This window comes from Streptomyces sp. NPDC048751 (genome assembly GCF_043198595.1).
Classification (GTDB): Bacteria; Actinomycetota; Actinomycetes; order Streptomycetales; family Streptomycetaceae; genus Streptomyces.
In genome coordinates this window covers 234,395-250,532 of record NZ_JBICUX010000012.1, presented here as the reverse complement: position 1 = coordinate 250,532, position 16,138 = coordinate 234,395, and the positions used below count along the sequence as shown (strand labels likewise).

13 protein-coding genes are annotated in these 16,138 nt (G+C 71.0%); 5 read left to right on the top strand and 8 right to left on the bottom strand.

The window, feature by feature from the left end:
• Window positions 1-4: 4 nt before the first annotated feature.
• From ACGFNV_RS33540 to ACGFNV_RS33530, 3 genes are all read left to right on the top strand, one after another.
• Window positions 5-2,545, top strand: coding sequence for an MFS transporter (locus ACGFNV_RS33540; protein ID WP_393627687.1), 2,541 nt, complete (start codon window positions 5-7; stop codon window positions 2,543-2,545).
• A 115-nt stretch (window positions 2,546-2,660) separates the two neighbouring features.
• The gene (locus ACGFNV_RS33535) at window positions 2,661-3,518 is read left to right on the top strand and encodes a YceI family protein (protein WP_393627685.1); all 858 of its coding nucleotides are present in this window, start codon (window positions 2,661-2,663) and stop codon (window positions 3,516-3,518) included.
• Window positions 3,519-3,606: 88 nt separating this feature from the next.
• On the top strand, window positions 3,607-4,077 hold the full coding sequence (locus ACGFNV_RS33530; RefSeq protein WP_393627683.1) for a PPOX class F420-dependent oxidoreductase: 471 nt from the start codon (window positions 3,607-3,609) through the stop codon (window positions 4,075-4,077).
• A 1-nt stretch (window position 4,078) separates the two neighbouring features.
• Here the strand turns inward: ACGFNV_RS33530 and ACGFNV_RS33525 are convergent, their stop codons facing one another.
• From ACGFNV_RS33525 to ACGFNV_RS33490, 8 genes are all read right to left on the bottom strand, one after another.
• Window positions 4,079-4,840, bottom strand: coding sequence for a TetR/AcrR family transcriptional regulator (locus tag ACGFNV_RS33525; RefSeq protein WP_393627681.1), 762 nt, complete (start codon window positions 4,838-4,840; stop codon window positions 4,079-4,081).
• A 127-nt stretch (window positions 4,841-4,967) separates the two neighbouring features.
• Complete coding sequence (locus ACGFNV_RS33520) at window positions 4,968-6,476, bottom strand: MFS transporter (protein WP_393627680.1); 1,509 nt, start codon at window positions 6,474-6,476, stop codon at window positions 4,968-4,970.
• 120 nt (window positions 6,477-6,596) lie between these two features.
• A complete protein-coding gene (locus ACGFNV_RS33515) occupies window positions 6,597-8,771 on the bottom strand; it encodes an ArnT family glycosyltransferase (RefSeq protein WP_393627679.1) in 2,175 nt (724 codons plus the stop codon).
• A complete protein-coding gene (locus ACGFNV_RS33510) occupies window positions 8,768-10,273 on the bottom strand; it encodes a glycosyltransferase (RefSeq protein ID WP_393627677.1) in 1,506 nt (501 codons plus the stop codon). Before ACGFNV_RS33510 ends, ACGFNV_RS33515 begins: the two co-directional genes overlap by 4 nt.
• A 14-nt stretch (window positions 10,274-10,287) precedes the next feature.
• Window positions 10,288-11,883, bottom strand: coding sequence for an ATP-binding protein (locus tag ACGFNV_RS33505; protein ID WP_393627675.1), 1,596 nt, complete (start codon window positions 11,881-11,883; stop codon window positions 10,288-10,290).
• Window positions 11,880-12,620, bottom strand: coding sequence for a response regulator transcription factor (locus tag ACGFNV_RS33500; RefSeq protein ID WP_208299010.1), 741 nt, complete (start codon window positions 12,618-12,620; stop codon window positions 11,880-11,882). Before ACGFNV_RS33500 ends, ACGFNV_RS33505 begins: the two co-directional genes overlap by 4 nt.
• Before the next feature lie 150 nt (window positions 12,621-12,770).
• On the bottom strand, window positions 12,771-13,652 hold the full coding sequence (locus tag ACGFNV_RS33495; protein ID WP_393627673.1) for a DUF2797 domain-containing protein: 882 nt from the start codon (window positions 13,650-13,652) through the stop codon (window positions 12,771-12,773).
• 48 nt (window positions 13,653-13,700) lie between these two features.
• Complete coding sequence (locus ACGFNV_RS33490; RefSeq protein ID WP_393627671.1) at window positions 13,701-14,099, bottom strand: HGxxPAAW family protein; 399 nt, start codon at window positions 14,097-14,099, stop codon at window positions 13,701-13,703.
• 80 nt (window positions 14,100-14,179) lie between these two features.
• On the opposite strand from ACGFNV_RS33490, the gene ACGFNV_RS33485 reads away from it, so the two are divergent.
• Complete coding sequence (locus ACGFNV_RS33485) at window positions 14,180-14,665, top strand: MarR family winged helix-turn-helix transcriptional regulator (protein WP_393627669.1); 486 nt, start codon at window positions 14,180-14,182, stop codon at window positions 14,663-14,665.
• A 263-nt stretch (window positions 14,666-14,928) separates the two neighbouring features.
• Window positions 14,929-15,861: a DMT family transporter gene (locus ACGFNV_RS33480; RefSeq protein ID WP_393627667.1), complete on the top strand. Its 933-nt coding sequence runs from the start codon at window positions 14,929-14,931 to the stop codon at window positions 15,859-15,861.
• Window positions 15,862-16,138 lie beyond the last annotated feature (277 nt).

The window sequence follows — 16,138 nt, the reverse complement described above, 5'->3', positions numbered from 1 at the left end:
GCCCATGGCAACGACCACACCAGCCGGTGTGCGGGCTCACGCCAAGCACGGGGGAGGTTCCCACGGGGCCTCCGACGGCGCGCAGATGACGCACCGGCAGATCATGGAGGCGCTCTCCGGGCTGCTGCTCGGCATGTTCGTGGCGATCCTGTCGTCCACGATCGTCACCAACGCCCTCCCCGAGATCATCGGCGACCTCGGCGGCGGCCAGTCCGCCTACACCTGGGTCGTCACCGCCGCACTGCTGTCCATGACCGCGGCCACTCCCCTGTGGGGCAAGCTCGCCGACCTGTACAGCAAGAAGGCCCTCGTCCAGATCGCCCTCGTCATCTATGTGCTGGGATCCGCCGCCGCGGGCCTTTCACAGAACCCCGGCATGCTCATCGCCTGCCGAGTGGTGCAGGGCATAGGCGTCGGCGGCCTCTCCGCCCTCGCCCAGATCGTGATGGCCGCGATGATCTCCCCGCGTGAGCGCGGGCGCTACTCCGGATACCTCGGCGCGACCTTCGCCGTCGCCACCGTCGGCGGCCCGCTGCTCGGCGGTGTCATCACCGACACGAGCTGGCTCGGCTGGCGCTGGTGCTTCTACGTCGGTGTCCCCTTCGCCGTCCTCGCGCTGATCGTGCTGCAGAAGACCCTGCACCTGCCGGTCGTGAAGCGGGACGTGAAGGTGGACTGGGGCGGCGCGTTCCTCATCTCCGCCGCGGTCTCGCTGCTGCTGGTCTGGGTCACCTTCGCCGGTGACAAGTACGACTGGCTGTCGTGGCAGACGTACGCCATGGTCGGCGGCTCGGTCGTCCTCGGTCTGCTGTTCGTGCTCGTCGAGTCGAAGGCCAGCGAGCCGATCATCCCGCTGCGGCTGTTCCGCAACCGCACCATCACCCTGTCGTCGCTCGCCTCGCTGTTCGTGGGCGTCGCGATGTTCACCGGCACCGTCTTCTTCAGCCAGTACTTCCAGCTGGCGCGGGACAAGTCCCCGACCATGTCGGGTGTCATGACGATCCCGATGATCGGCGGGCTCTTCGTCTCCTCCACGGTCTCCGGTCAGTTGATCACCCGGACCGGTCGCTGGAAGGCCTGGCTGGTCAGCGGCGGTGTGCTGGTGACGGCCGGCCTGGGCCTGCTGGGCACCATCCGGTACGACACGGACTACTGGAAGATGGCCGTCTTCATGGCGCTGCTGGGTCTCGGCATCGGCATGATGATGCAGAACCTGGTGCTCTCCACCCAGAACCAGGTGGCCCCGTCCGACCTGGGTGCCGCCAGCTCCACGGTCACCTTCTTCCGTTCCCTCGGCGGTGCGGTCGGCGTCTCCGCGCTGGGCGCCGTCATGGCCCACCGGATCAGCGACTACGCCCAGGACGGCATCGCCGACCTCGGCCCCAAGTACGCCTCCCTGGCGAACGGCTCGAGCTCCACGGGCGAGATCCCGGACATGGACAAGCTGCCCGCGCCGCTGCGCACGGTGATGGAGAGCGCGTACGGACACGGCATCGCGGACGTCTTCCTGATCGCCTCGGGTCTGGCGCTGCTCGCCTTCCTCATCACGCTGTTCATCAAGGAGGTCCCGCTGAAGACCAAGGGCGCGCTGGCGCAGACCGCCGCGGAGGAGGCCCCGGCCGACGCCGAGGTCACCGTCGCGGCCACGGCCGAGACCGACCAGAAGGTCACCGGCCGGACCGACGCCCCCACCGCCGCCGAGACCGGCCCCGAGGGCACGCAGCGGCTCGCCGCCGCCGTCGCGGTGGCCACGAAGGAGTCCCAGGGCTCCGGCGGCCCCGGCGGCATCCCGGTCCGCGGTCACGTCCGCGGCGCCGAGAGCGCGCCCGTCCCGCGGGCCGCCGTCACCCTGATCTCGCTCGCCGGCCGCCAGCTGGGCCGCTCGGTCGCCCAGGCCGACGGCGCCTACACCCTGGACGCGCCGGGCACGGGATCGTACGTCCTGATCGCCTCCGCCGACGGCTTCCAGCCGCAGGCGTCCACGATCGTCGTGAACGGTGACGAGCCGGTCGCGTACGACATCCTGCTCAGCGGCACCAGCGGGCTGAACGGCACCGTGCGGGCCGCGGGGAGCGGGCTGCCGGTCAAGGACGCGATGGTGATCGTGACCGATGTGCGCGGTGACCTGCTGGCCACCGGGACCACCGGTGAGCAGGGCGAGTTCGGCTTCGCCGAGCTGGTGCCGGGTGCCGTGACCGTCGCCGTCAACGCCGCCGGGTTCCGGCCGCGCGCCCTGCCCGTCGAGGTGGGCGGCACCGGAGTCACCCGCGTCGAGGTCGACCTGGACGCCGGGGCCCAGCTCCAGGGCGTCGTACGGGCACCGCACGGACCGCTGGCCGACGCACGCGTGACCCTCGTCGACGCGGCGGGCAACGTGATCGGCACGGCGACGACGGGGGAGGACGGGGCGTACGCCTTCGCCGACCTCGACGGCGGTGACTACACGGTCATCGCGACCGGTTACCCGCCCGTCGCCACCGCGCTGACGGTGAACGGCACCGGAGTCGACGACCACGACATCGAGCTCGCCCACCCCGGCGAGTAGACCGACCCCGGCCCGTGGCGGGCGGCGCGTCCCGAGCTTCGGGCGCGCCCCGCCGCGGGCCGGTTCCATGTCTTGCCTTTGTTGTTCCACGTGTTCCCTGTGAGGAGTTGCTGAGATGGGACTGACCGCGAGGATTCAGACCCGTGACGGATGGGCGGTGTCGCACGCGGTCGTCACCGTGACCGACATGACGGGCACGCAGGTGCTGCGCGCCGAGGCCGACACGGACGGCGTCGTACGGGATGCGACGGAGCTCGCGCCGGGGGCGTACACCGTGATCGTCACGGCCATCGGGTACGCGCCCGTCGCCTCCAGCGCGATCGTCACCGGTGGGGGTACCTCCCGCTCGAGCGAAGCCGAGAGTGGGGGAGGACGGGCCGAGGTCGGCACGGTCACGCTGGCGCGGCAGGGCGGCACCGAGCTGCCGCCGCCCGGACCGTGGACCGTCGACCCGGCGCACTCCACGGTCGGCGCCGTCGCCCAGCACCTGGGGATCTCCAGCGTGCACGGGCGGTTCACGGACTTCACCGCCGCGATCGAGATCGCCCCGGACGACGTCACCAAGTCCCGGGTGGAGGCCGTCATCCGCGCCGCCTCCATCGACACGGGCAACGGCATGCGCGACAACCACCTGAGGTCCGAGGACTTCCTGGACGTCGAGAAGTACCCCGAGATCACCTACCGCTCGACCGGCCTGACCGCCGCGGGCCAGGACCGCTGGACCGTGCACGGCGAGCTGACCCTGCACGGCGTCGTACGACCCGTCGACCTGGACCTCGCCTACCTCGGCACCGGCTCCGACCCCTGGGGCGGGACACGTGCCGCGTTCCGGGCGACCACGGAGCTGCGGCGCGAGGACTTCGCCATGAACTACAACCAGGTCGTACAGGCGGGCATCGCCACGATCGGTACGACGCTGAAGGTGGAGCTGGACGTCCAGGCGGTTCAGGGGGAGTCACTGCCGCAGGCCTGAGCGTACGCACGGCAGGGTCAGCCAGGGCGACGCCCGCAGCGCCTGAGGGGTCCACCAGGGATGACGGGACAGCCCTTAGGCTGGCGCCATGGCACCGAACATCGCGACCAACACGCGCGTCTCCCTGGACGAGTTGCTCGACTTCGTACGCCCTCGCCACCGCGCCCTCCTGCTGACCCGCCGCGCCGACGGCAGCCCCCAGGCGTCCCCGCTGACCTGCGGCGTCGACGACTCCGGGCGGATCGTCGTATCCACCTACCCCGAGCGCGCCAAGACCCGCAACGCCAAGCGCGACCCCCGCGCCAGCGTCGTCATCCTGAGCGACGACTGGAACGGCCCCTGGGTCCAGATCGACGGCACCGCCGAGGTCGTCGACACACCGGACTCCGTCGAGCCGCTCGTCGAGTACTACCGCAACATCGCCGGCGAGCACCCGGACTGGGACGAGTATCGGGCCGCCATGCTCAAGCAGGGCAAGTCCATCATCCGGATCACGCCGGAGAAGTGGGGACCGGTGGCCACCGGCGGGTTCCCGGCGCGGCTGGTCGAAGGGGAGTAGGTCAGCCGCGTTCGACCATCGCCTCGATGCCCGCGATCAGCAGGTCCAGGGCGAAGGTGAAGTCGCGGTTCAGCATCTCCTCGACCGTGTCGCCGCCGCGGGCCGCCATGATGTCCTTGGCCTCCTCGACGACCTCGGCGGCCGCGGGCGCCTCGGTCACCGATGCCATGGTGTGCTGGAAGTAGTCGTCCGGGGTCATGCCGGCGTCCTCGACGCGGGCGAAGAAGTGGCCCTCGATCGTGCCGTAGCCGTACACGAACTGGAAGACGGCGGAGATGGCGCCCGTCACCCGGTGCGCGGGGAGCCCGGTGCGGCGGATGACGCGCTGGACCGTGCGGGAGAAGGCGAGCGCGTTCGGCCCGATGTTGAGGTACCGCCCGGCGAGCGGTGACACCCAGGGGTGCCGGACCAGCTGCGTGCGGTAGGCCGCGGCCAGCGTGCGCAGCTGGTCGCGCCAGTCCTCGTCCCGCGCCTGCGGATCCGGCAGGCTCAGCTCGCCGAAGACCGCGTCCAGGGCGAGTTCCAGGAGTTCGTCCTTGGTGTCGACGTACCAGTAGACGGACATGGCCGTCACGTTCAGCTCCCCGGCCAGCCGGCGCATGGAGAACTTGTCGAGCCCCTCCGCGTCCAGCAGCCGCACGGTGACCTCGGTGATGCGCTCCCGGTCGAGCCCCGACGGCTGCCCGCCCTTACGACCCCGTCGGCGCGCCTTGTCCTCCAGCCACACACTGCCCCGCGCGGCCTCCTCGGCAGCCTTCGCCATGGCGCACCTTCCTCCATACGGTCACTTCTCAAGATGCTAGGTGGGCAACGCCCCGAAGCGGCACGGCGGACGGCGCGATCAGCCACACAGGACCCGCGGCCGCGCGACCAGCTCGCAACCCGCGCTCTCACGCGACCGGAGCCGACGCCTCCCCCCGCTCCGCCCTGCGCAGCAGCACCGCCGCCACCAGCCCGCCCAGCAGCACGGCCACCGCACCCACCAACTGACTGGTCTCCAGGCCGGAGGCGAACGCGTCGGCGATCCGCGCCTTCTCCTCGGCACCCCGCGCCGCCGCGAGCGCCGCCGGCAACGACGACGCGGAGACGGCGACGAGCGACGCGAACCGGGAGTTGAGCACGGCGCCGAGGACCGCGACACCCAGTCCGTTCCCGAACTCCGCGAGCGTCCCGTTGATCCCCGCACCCACACCCGCCTTCTCCGGCGGAATCGCCCCCATGATCGCGTTGGCCATGGCCGGCATGGACAACGCCACCCCCGCACCCATCACGACCAGCCCGAGCAGCATCCCGCCGTACCCGTGCCCCCCGAGCAGCGCGATCGCCGCCAGCCCTGCCGACACCAGCGTCATGCCGAGCGCGATGGCCCCCGGCGTCCCCACCTTGAGCACCAGCCGCGCCCCGACCCCCGTGAAGTTGAGGACGACGACGGTCAGCGCCAGCGGCGCCGTCCGCAGCCCCGCGTCCAGCGGCTCGTAACCGAGGACGAACTGCAGGTGCTGGGTGAGCAGGAACAGCGATCCCGTCATGCCGAACGCCACGAGGATCGCGCCCGCGACGGCGCCCACGAACTTCTGGTCGCGGAAGAAGTGCATGTCGAGCATCGGGTGCTCGGTGCGCAGCTCCCACGTCACGAAGAGGCCGAGTACGACCACGCCGATCAGGGCCGAGACCAGCACCTGCCCGGAGGTCCAGCCGTGCTCGGGCCCGGTGATGATCGCGTACACGACGGCCGTCATGCCGATGGTCGACAGCACCGCGCCGACCAGGTCGGGCCGGTCGCCCGCCTTGTGCTTGGACTCCGGTACGAGCGCGGCGACCGCGACCAGGCCGAACACGGCGACCGGGATGTTGATCAGGAAGATCGCGCCCCACCAGAAGTGGTTCAGCATCGCACCGCCGATCAGCGGCCCGGCCGCGAACCCGAGCGAACTGACCGTCGACCACAGCGCGATGGCCTTCACCCGCTCCTTGTCGTCGAATATCTGCACGACGACGGCGAGGGTCGTGGTCATCAGCAGCGCACCGCCGACGCCCATGCCCGCACGGGCCGCGATCAGCTGGGCCGGGCTCTGGGACAGGCCGGCCGCCAGCGAGCCGACGCCGAAGATGGCGAGGCCGGACATCAGCATCAGCTTGCGGCCGTAGCGGTCGGCGGCGTTGCCCGCGGTGAGCAGCAGGCCGGACTGCACCAGTGAGTACGCGTTCATCATCCACTGGACATCGGCGGTCGACGCGTCCATCTCGCGGGTGAGCGAGGGGATCGCCACGTTCAGGATCGTGTTGTCGAGCAGCACGGTGAGCTGCGCGAGACAGATGACGCCGAGGATCAGCCAGCGCTGGGGGTGGCCCTGGGTGTGCGTCCGGGCCTGTTCCTGTGCCTGGGGGGACGTTGTCATGCTGTACACCGTAGAACAATTCCTATACACCGTACAATTCAGTTTCTCGCCGTGCGCCTGTACGACAGAGGGCGGTGGCCGCGGCCACCGCCCTCTCCCGGTCGTTGCTCGTGTCGAGCCTCAGCTCGCCTTCTGTGTCAGGTCGTAGAACGTGGCCGAACCGACCGTGACCTGCTTGAAGTTCTCCTCCACCCACGAGGTGATCTGCGAGGAGGTGCTGGAGGTGCTGTTGCCGCCGCCCATGCCACCGCCGCCCATACCGCCGCCCGCGATGAAGTAGTGGATCTTGCCTGCCTCGACGAGCTTCTTGAACTCGGCCAGCGTCGGCGACGGATCCGTGCCGTTGAAGCCGCCGATGGCCATCACCGGGTCACCGGTGGACAGTTGGTAGCTCGCGGCGTTCTGCGCGCCGATGGCCGCGGCGACCCAGGTGTACTGGTCGGAGTCGGTCTCCAGCAGCTTCTTCGCCTCGGAGGTGACGGAGGCGCCGTTGAGCAGGCCACCGGCACCGCCCCCGCCGCCCATGCCGCCACCGTCGCCGCCGGGCATGCCGCCACCCTGCTGGTTCTGGCCCTGCCCCTGCCCCTGCGTGCTGCCGTTGCCGTTCCGCTGGTTCTGGCCCGGCATGCCGCCGCCGGGGAAGCCGTTGCCCTGCTGGTTCTGACCCTGCTGGCCCGGCATCCCGCCGCCGAAGCCGCCCCGCATGCCGCCACCGCCGCCGGGACCGCCCCGGCCGCCGCCCATCATGCTCGCGCCCGCCGGACCGGCCGTGACGATGGAGCCGGTGTGTCCCTCTTGCAGCGTGCTGAGGGTGTACGTGGTCGGTCCCGCCAGCGCCGCCAGGACGCTCACGGACGCCGCCGCGAGGGCGAGTTGCCGGGTCACGCGGCCCGCGAAGATCAGGCCGAGGGCGCCGACCAGGCCGCCGATCAGGACCAGCCACTTCAGCCAGGGCAGGTAGTCGGGGGTGCGGTTGAGCAGGACGTAGCTCCAGGACACGGCCGCCACGACCGAGGCCGCGAGGGTGATCGACGCCCACAGCTCGGTGCGCTTCTCCCACAGGATCCCGGCGCCCATGCCGATCACGGCCGCCATGTAGGGGGCGAGGGCCACCGTGTAGTACTGGTGGAAGATGCCCGCCATGTAGCTGAAGACGACCATGGTCATCAGCAGCGAGCCGCCCCAGACCAGGAACGAACCACGGGTGACCGACGTGCGGCGGGCCTTTCGGGTGGCCACCAGGCCCGCCACGAGCAGGACCAGTGCGGCCGGCAGCAGCCAGGAGATCTGGCCGCCGATCTCGGAGTTGAACATCCGGTCCCAGCCGGTCTCGCCCCACTGCCCGGTGTTGCCACCACCGCCACCGCCGCCGCCGACGCTGCCGGTCTCCTCGCCGTTGAGCCGGCCGAGCCCGTTGTAGCCGAAGGTCAGCTCCAGGAAGGAGTTGTTCTGTGAGCCGCCGATGTATGGACGGGACGACGCGGGCCAGAGCTCGACGATCGCGACCCACCAGCCGCCGGAGACGACCAGCGCGACGGTCGCCAGGGCCAGCTGCCCGAGGCGCTTCTTCAGCTTCACCGGGGCGCAGACCGCGTACACGATCGCCAGCGGCGGCAGGATCAGGAAGGCCTGGAGCGTCTTCGCGAGGAAGGCGAAACCGATCGCGACACCGGCCCACACCAGCCACTTCGTGCGGCCGTCCTCCAGGGCGCGGACGACGAAGCAGCAGGCGACTGCCATCAGCAGCGCCAGCATCGCGTCCGGGTTGTTGAAGCGGAACATCAGCGCCGCGACCGGGGTGAGCGCGAGCACCGCACCCGCGATCAGACCGGCCCCGGGGCTGAACCGGCGCCGCACGGACGCGTACACCACGGCCACCGCGCCGACGCCCATGAGGACCTCGGGGGCGAGGATCGCCCACGAGTTCAGGCCGAAGATCCTCACCGACAGCTCCATCGGCCACAGCGAGGCCGGGGGCTTGTCGACGGTGATGGCGTTGGCCGCGTCCAGCGAGCCGAAGAAGAAGGCCTTCCAGCTCTTGCTGCCGGCCTGGACGGCCGCGGAGTAGAAGGAGTTGGCGTAGCCGGAGGCGCTCAGGTTGTAGAGGTAGAGCAGGCAGGTCGCCAAGAGCAGGCCGAGGAAGGCGGGGCGCACCCAGCGGGGGTCCTCGGGCCGGCCCCGCCACAGTCTGCGAGCGAGGGGCTGCTGGGGCTCACCGGAGTCGGGGGCCGGCGGGGGAGCTGTTTCACGTGAAACAGTCGCCACCTCGGTCGTCCGGTTGTAGTGGATGGTCATCGGGAGTCCCCCGTGTCGGTGTCGTGGGGACGCATCGGCTGCAACCGCATGGTGGCGTCCCTCCAGGAGCCGTCCGCGGCTTCACCGGCGCGGAACTCGGTCGTGTCATAGGTGGTGCCGTACGCGGTGTGCGTCACCGGACGCTGCGGCAGCGGCGCGTAGCCGCCCTGCTGCGGGACCGCGCCCAGCGTGGGGTACGTCGGTGAGGACGGGTGCGACAGGTGGTGGGCGTCGGCCGCGGTCGAGGACTCGGTGCCGCTCTCCCGCCGGTCCGGGAACACCCAGGCGCGGAAGAGCAGGAAGCGCAGGACCGTCGCCGCGAGGTTGGCGGCGATGAGGACCGCGAGTTCGGTGGAGTGCGCGGGTTCGGACGTGGCCGCGTTGAGGGCGGCGAGCGAGCCGCTGGTCAGAGCGAGGCCGATGCCGAAGACGACCAGGCCCTGGGCCTGGTGGCGTACGGCGCCGCCGCGACCGCGCACCCCGAAGGTCAGGCGCCGGTTGGCAGCCGTGTTGGCGACGGCGGAGACGAGCAGCGCGAGCGCGTTGGCGATCTGCGAGCCGCCGAACTGCCGGAAGACGCTGTAGAGAAGCAGGTAGAAGAGGGTGGACAGGCCACCGACGACACAGAACCCGACGAGCTGACGGGCGAGGCCCTTCGGCACGTCCTGGATGTCCCGGTCGCGGGGGTCGTCGCCGAACGGGCGGGTGAGCCGGTCCAGCGGCAGCGAACCGGAGGCGAGGGCCTTGCCCACCCGCCACACGCCCTTGAGGTCGTCGGTCGCCGTCTTCACGATGTGCACGGTGGAGGCCGGGTCGTCGACCCAGTCGACCGGCACCTCGTGGATCCGCAGCCCCGCGCGCTCGGCGAGGACCAGCATCTCGGTGTCGAAGAACCAGCCGGTGTCCTCGACGAGCGGCAGCAGCACCTGCGCGACGTCCCGGCGGATCGCCTTGAAGCCGCACTGCGCGTCCGAGAAGCGGGCCTGGAGCGAGCCGCGCAGGATCAGGTTGTAGGCCCGGCTGATGAACTCCCGCTTCGGCCCGCGGACCACCCGCGAGCTACGGGCGAGCCGGGAGCCGATCGCCAGGTCGGAGTGGCCGGAGATCAGCGGCGCCACCAGCGGCAGCAGCGCGTTGAGATCGGTGGACAGGTCCACGTCCATGTAGGCGAGGATCGGGGCGTCCGAGGCGGACCAGACGGTCCGCAGGGCCCGGCCGCGGCCCTTCTGCTCCAGGCGGAAGGACCTCACCTCCGCGTGCTGTGCCTCGAGCCGTGCCGCCACCTGGGGCGTGGTGTCCGTCGACGCGTTGTCCGCGACCGTGATGCGGAACGGGTACGGGAAGGTCCGCTTCAGGTGGTCGTGCAGTCTGAGGACGCACGGCTCGAGGTCCTTCTCCTCGTTGTAGACGGGGATCACTACGTCCAGGACAGGCGTACCGGCTGCCGCGGCCGGGAGGTGCTCCCGCGCCGGCAGGGTGCCGGGAGAAGAGTCGGTTCGCATGCGAACGACTCTCGTCAGGCGCCCTGTTCCACCCATGTGGTGGTGCTGTGCTGTGCCTGTGAGTCCGTCTGCCAGTTCGTTTCCGGCGACGGCTGCGGCACGGCGGGACCCAGCGCGGGCAGGTGCACGGTGAACACGGTCTGCCCGGGCACGCTGTCCACGGTCACGGCACCGCCGTGCGCGGCCGCCACGGCCTGCACGATCGCGAGGCCCAGGCCGGTCGAGCCGGTGGCGCGCGAGCGTGCGGAGTCGCCGCGCGCGAACCGTTCGAAGACGTGCGGGAGCAGATCGGGCGGGATGCCCTGGCCGTTGTCCTGGACGTCCACACACAGCCATGGCCCACGCCGTTGCACGCGCGCGGTGACGGTCGTACCGGGTGGCGTGTGCGTGCGGGCGTTCGCCAGCAGGTTGACGAGCACCTGCTGCAGGCGTGCCGCGTCCGCGGACACCAGCGCGGGCTCGTCGGGCAGTTCGAGACGCCATACGTGATCCCGGCCGGCCGCGCGTGCGTCGCTGATGGTGTCGACGACGAGCGGTACCAGGTCGGTCTGCTCGAACTGCAACGGGCGCCCGGCGTCGAGCCGGGCGAGCAGCAGGAGGTCCTCGACGAGGAAGGTCATCCGGCCGGCCTCGGACTCGATGCGCCCGAGCGCGTGCCGGGTGTCGGGCCCGACCTGTTCCCTGCCGCGCCGGGTCAGCTCGGCGTACCCGCGGATGGAGGCGAGGGGCGTGCGCAGCTCATGGCTGGCGTCCGCGACGAACTGCCGTACCCGCGTCTCGCTCTGCTGACGGGCGTGCAGCGCGCCGTGGACGTGGTCCAGCATCCGGTTGAGCGCGGCACCGACCTGGCCCACCTCGGTGTGCGGGTCGGTCTCGGACTCCGGCACCCGCTCGCTGAGGTTCACCTCGCCGGTGTGCAGGGGGAGTTCGGAGACGCGGGTGGCGGTGGCGGCGACCTTGCGGAGGGGGCGGGTGGCGACGCCGATGAGGACGGAGCCCGCGATGGCAGCGGCGACCAGGCCGGCACCGGTGACGCTCACCTCAACGATGATCAGGGTGTTGATGGTGGTGTTGACCGACTCGGTGGGCAGGGCGACGTAGTAAGTGCCTCCGTCCTGTCCGGGGACGTACTGCACGCGGTACTCGCCGAGGCCGGGTATGTCGACCGTGTGCAGACCCGTGGTCGGCACCTTGGCGAGGGCGGCCTTCTGCGCGTCGGTGAGGCTGACGGGCGTGTTGCGCTGGAAGGGGCCCTTCTCGGTGGAGTCCTCCACGGCGATGACCGCCCGGGTGACCGTGCCGTCGGTGCCGACCTCGGCGGCGATGGTCTTGGGCTGCGCCGGCCCCTGGGCGAAGCCTGTGATCCTGTCCGTCGAGCCCGAGTCGTTTGCGCCCCCGGGTTTCATGGGTCCCGACAGACGCTTGCCGGTGTCCTTGACCTTCTCGTCCAACTGCTCGTACAGATGCGACCGCAGCGCGAGCGTCGTCACCGTACCGATCACCGCGCAGACCACCGCGATCAGCACCACGGATGCGACGACGAGCCGGGACCGCAGAGTGCGCGGCTTGGCTCCTCGCCTCTGCGCGCGCGGCCGTCGTCGCCCGCTCATGAGACGGCTGGCTTGATCAGGTAGCCGGCGCCGCGCCGGGTGTGGATCATCGGCTCGCGTCCCGCGTCGATCTTCCGCCGCAGGTACGAGATGTAGAGCTCGACCACGTTCGCCTGCCCGCCGAAGTCGTACGACCACACGCGGTCCAGGATCTGCGCCTTGCTGAGCACGCGCCGCGGGTTGCGCATGAGGAAGCGCAGCAGCTCGAACTCGGTGGCGGTGAGGTGGATGTTCTCCCCGGCCCGCGACACCTCGTGGCTGTCCTCGTCGAGGGTGAGGTCACCGACGACCAGCATGGAGTCGGAACGGCGGTCGGCGGCACCGGAGCGGCGGATGAGTCCGCGCAGTCGGGCCACGACCTCTTCGAGGGAGAACGGCTTGGTGACGTAGTCGTCACCGCCGGCCGTCAGGCCCGCGATCCGGTCCTCCACCGCGTCCTTGGCGGTCAGGAACAGCACCGGCACGTCCGGCAGCTCGCGCCGCAGCCGCCCCAGGACGGCCAGCCCGTCCATGTCGGGCAGCATCATGTCCAGGACGACGGCGTCGGGCCGGAACTCGCGCGCGCTCTGGATCGCGCCCGTCCCGTCACCCGCGCTCCGGATCTGCCATCCCTCGTAGCGCAGGGCCATGGACAGCAGTTCGGTGATCGACAGCTCGTCGTCCACCACAAGCACGCGGACGGGGCTCCCGTCCGGCCTGAGCAGTTCGGTGCGCCCCTGGGGCGAGGTCGTGGTCATGGTGGACACCTTGTCGGGGTCCTCTGAGAGCACCCTTTCCGGAGTCTGTGATTTTCCTGAGAAACACACAGGCACCTCTCAGGGAATGCCTGGGAACTCCTCACACCACGTTGATCTTCGCCTTCCGGGCCGTGTCGTGGGCCGTCGGTGTCAGAACAGCCCGTCCTGAAGATGCCCGGCGCCCCGGAACTCCTTCACCGGCACGCCGACTTGGCCTTCGGCGGCCGGAACCAGCTCCCACCCCCGCATCAACCGCGTGTCGAGCACGACCGTCCCGCCCCCGGGGGCTTGCGTGCCGAGATGCAGATCGGGCCCGGCGGCCGCGACCAGTTCACCGCTGACCATGCCACCGGCGACCAGCTCACTCACCTCGCCCACGGCCGGAGCCACCTCACCGAGCCCGAACACCTTCACGTGGTCCACCGCCTGGAAGGGCTCCCGGGCGAGCGATTCCGGCCAGCCTCCGAGAGCCACCGCCCGCGCGTGCAACTCGGCGATCTCGGCGGCCCGTTCTTCCTCCGTCGGCGGCAACGCGGACCGCACCGCCCGCTTCTCCGCGTACGGGATCCTGTCCGGCACGCGCAGCGCCGCACGGAGCAGTTCCTCGGTGCGCCGGGCGGCCATCAGGGGCCCGGTGCCGAGCCAGCTGAAACAGACGGCGCCCTGTTCGAGCAGCCGCGCCGAGCCGCGCTCCTGGCCCGTGATCCCGACCTTGACCATGCCGGGCCCGAACCAGGCCAGGTAGACCCGGTAGGTCCGCGGATCGTCCGCGATCGTGTCGGCGGCCACGGAGTGCGCCCGGTCCAGCCGCGCACACTCCTCGCACCGCGCCCCCGTACTCCGCCCCGGCACCACCGCCCGCACCGGACACGGATTCCCCCGCGCACCCACACACGTACGCGCACCCCCCTCGACGACCCCGAAGGCCACCCGCTTCCCCCAGGACAGCGGACTGCCCCGGCCCCCGTCCCACACCAGCACGGGACCCTCAGCGGCCCACCTCAGTCCCGAGCACTTCCACACCTGTCCCATCGCTGTCGAGAGTAGAGGCCGCCACTGACAAGGGGACGGGCGTGAGCCTCAGCGCAGCGTTTCGGCGACGGCGGCCTCGGGGCTCGACGGGCTCGACGGGCCCGACGCACCTGCGGCCCTGGGAACAGCCACCGCCGCATCAACCGTACGGCGCCCCCGCCCCGCCAGTCGGCATCCGAGGCACTCCCCGTGGCCGCCCCGGGCCCGGGTGTCCCGTACCCGCATCCCCCACTGCTCCCTGGGCCGAACCCCCGGCGGCTTGCCCCACCCGGCGAGATGGAGGCCCCAGGTGACCAGGAGGGCGAGGACCACGATCGCCAGCCCACCGCTCACGAGCGGAGCGGAGACCATGCACACCCCCACCCCGGCCACACTGGACCCGACGGTCGCGATGCCGACCCCGGTCCATCCCGCGATCGTGTGCCCCTCGTCGTACTCTGCGCTCACGCTCCCGCTCCTCTCCGCGATTCCTCTCACCATCTAAGAATTTAGCAAGCCGAATATCTCACGAACTAAGGGAAACAGCAATGCACGCCGAGCCGCGCCCGCCCGCCACCCCCGCAGCGGCGATGACGGCTATGGACCACCTCATCGCCACCCACCTGATCGCCCAACAGGAGATCGCCCAGCGGTTGGGCCTGAACGTCACCGACCTCACCTGCTTCGCCTTCGTCCTGGAGGCGGGCGAGAACCTCCTCACCGCCGGCGACCTCGCGGAACGGGCCAACGTCACGACGGGCGCGGTGACCGGCATCCTCAACCGCCTGGAACGCGCGGGTTACGTCACCCGCCGCCCCGACCCCACGGACCGGCGCCGCGTCCGCGTGGCCGCCGAGCCGGACGCGGTGGCCCGCGTGTACGAGCTCTACGAGCCTCACTACGCCCGCATGACCGCCCTGTTCGCCGAGTACTCCCCCGAGGAACTCGCCCTCCTGACCGACTGGTTCACCCGCACGCTCGCACTCTCGCGGCAGTCGTTGGAGGAACTGCGCGGCGGGAGAGGTGAGCCCTGAGCCCCGTGGCCGCAGGCCCCGGGCCGAAAAGGAGCTGCTCAGCGCTCCCCGGCCCGCCTACTGTGTCGGCCATGCACCCGAACCGGCTCCGCGTCATCTGCCCACCGCCCCGCTCCTGAGCGGGGTGTTGACGGGCCCGGTCGCCGCATCACCGCGGCCGCGGCCTCAGTTCGGCGTGCGTGGAGGATCCTTCCGCCGCTGAGCCACCTGTTGGCGCCCCGCTCCGACGTTGCCTTCATCCACGTCGAAGTCGGAGCCCTCGTATGCTCACGCACAGCTCACTCACGCCTGCCCGCTCCCAGCGGTCGGGCGGCACCGCCCTGCTCGTCCTGGCCGGAGTCCTCTGGGGCACCGGCGGCCTGGCCGGCTCACTGCTCGCCGCCTCGGCGGACCTCGAACCGGCCGCCGTGGCCGCGTACCGCCTGTTGACGGGCGGAGCGCTCATCACGGCCTACGCCGTGGCCACGGGCCGCCTGCGCTCCCTGCCCCGCACCCGCCGCACGGCGACTCGTATCGCCACGTCCGGCGCCCTCCTGGCCCTCTTCCAGGCGGCCTACTTCGCAGCCGTACAGGCCACTTCGGTCGGCCTGGCGGCACTCACGACCATGGTCGCCGTCCCGGTCCTGGTGACGACGGGTTCGGCAGTACTGGACCGCCGCCTGCCGACCCCTCGCGCGACGGCATCGATCCTGATCGCGGTGGGCGGCCTGGCCCTGCTCCTCGACTCTCCCGCCACTTCCACGGCCAACCTCACCACAGGAACAGCCCTGTCCCTCCTGGCCGCGGCCGGCTTCGCCACGCTCACCCTGACCCACCGCACCGAGCTCCCCGCCCAGGACCGGACCGCGACCACAGGCCTCGGTTTCCTGACGGGAGGCGTCCTCCTGCTCCCCGTGGGCCTGACGACCGGCATGGCCCTCACCCCCCGCCCGGACACCCTGGCGGCACTGGCCTTCCTCGCCGCCTTCCCCACGGCCATCGCCTACACCACCTACTTCGCCGGTCTCCACCGCACCACCCCCACCGCCGGAGTCATCGCCGTCCTACTGGAACCCGTGACGGCCACGGCCTTGTCGGTCCTCCTCCGACACGACCCTCTGACCGCCCTCCAGTCCCTGGGCGCGGCCCTGGTCCTGACCTCCATCGCCCTCCAACAGACGAGTCCCAGAGCCGACGACTCCCAAGTTGACGGATGACATCCAGGTGATAGCAAGATCATCAAGTACGGGGTCATGACCACGGCACCACACCGGCCCCCGTGAGGAACGAAGCGGGGAAAACGAAGCGGGAAAGAGCACAGCGTGAATGAGCGTGTCGTCCTGCGCCTTCGCGATCCCCGAGGAGCTTCCGACGGCGTAGCCGCGCCGGGCGCCATCTCAACAGCGGGGCGCCGTCCTCACCGGGACGGCGCCCCTACTGATATGGCGGTGCTCGAGTAGGCATGGCGAGCTCGGCCGGAATTCCCCGGGGATT

Excerpts from the sequence above, each read along its gene's own strand:
- ACGFNV_RS33540 (WP_393627687.1), top strand. The coding sequence starts at position 5 with ATGGCAACGACCACACCAGCCGGTGTGCGGGCTCACGCCAAGCACGGG.
- ACGFNV_RS33535 (WP_393627685.1), top strand. The coding sequence starts at position 2,661 with ATGGGACTGACCGCGAGGATTCAGACCCGTGACGGATGGGCGGTGTCG.
- ACGFNV_RS33530 (WP_393627683.1), top strand. The coding sequence starts at position 3,607 with ATGGCACCGAACATCGCGACCAACACGCGCGTCTCCCTGGACGAGTTG.
- ACGFNV_RS33525 (WP_393627681.1), bottom strand. The coding sequence starts at position 4,840 with ATGGCGAAGGCTGCCGAGGAGGCCGCGCGGGGCAGTGTGTGGCTGGAG.
- ACGFNV_RS33520 (WP_393627680.1), bottom strand. The coding sequence starts at position 6,476 with ATGACAACGTCCCCCCAGGCACAGGAACAGGCCCGGACGCACACCCAG.
- ACGFNV_RS33515 (WP_393627679.1), bottom strand. The coding sequence starts at position 8,771 with ATGACCATCCACTACAACCGGACGACCGAGGTGGCGACTGTTTCACGT.
- ACGFNV_RS33510 (WP_393627677.1), bottom strand. The coding sequence starts at position 10,273 with ATGCGAACCGACTCTTCTCCCGGCACCCTGCCGGCGCGGGAGCACCTC.
- ACGFNV_RS33505 (WP_393627675.1), bottom strand. The coding sequence starts at position 11,883 with ATGAGCGGGCGACGACGGCCGCGCGCGCAGAGGCGAGGAGCCAAGCCG.
- ACGFNV_RS33500 (WP_208299010.1), bottom strand. The coding sequence starts at position 12,620 with ATGACCACGACCTCGCCCCAGGGGCGCACCGAACTGCTCAGGCCGGAC.
- ACGFNV_RS33495 (WP_393627673.1), bottom strand. The coding sequence starts at position 13,652 with ATGGGACAGGTGTGGAAGTGCTCGGGACTGAGGTGGGCCGCTGAGGGT.
- ACGFNV_RS33485 (WP_393627669.1), top strand. The coding sequence starts at position 14,180 with ATGCACGCCGAGCCGCGCCCGCCCGCCACCCCCGCAGCGGCGATGACG.
- ACGFNV_RS33480 (WP_393627667.1), top strand. The coding sequence starts at position 14,929 with ATGCTCACGCACAGCTCACTCACGCCTGCCCGCTCCCAGCGGTCGGGC.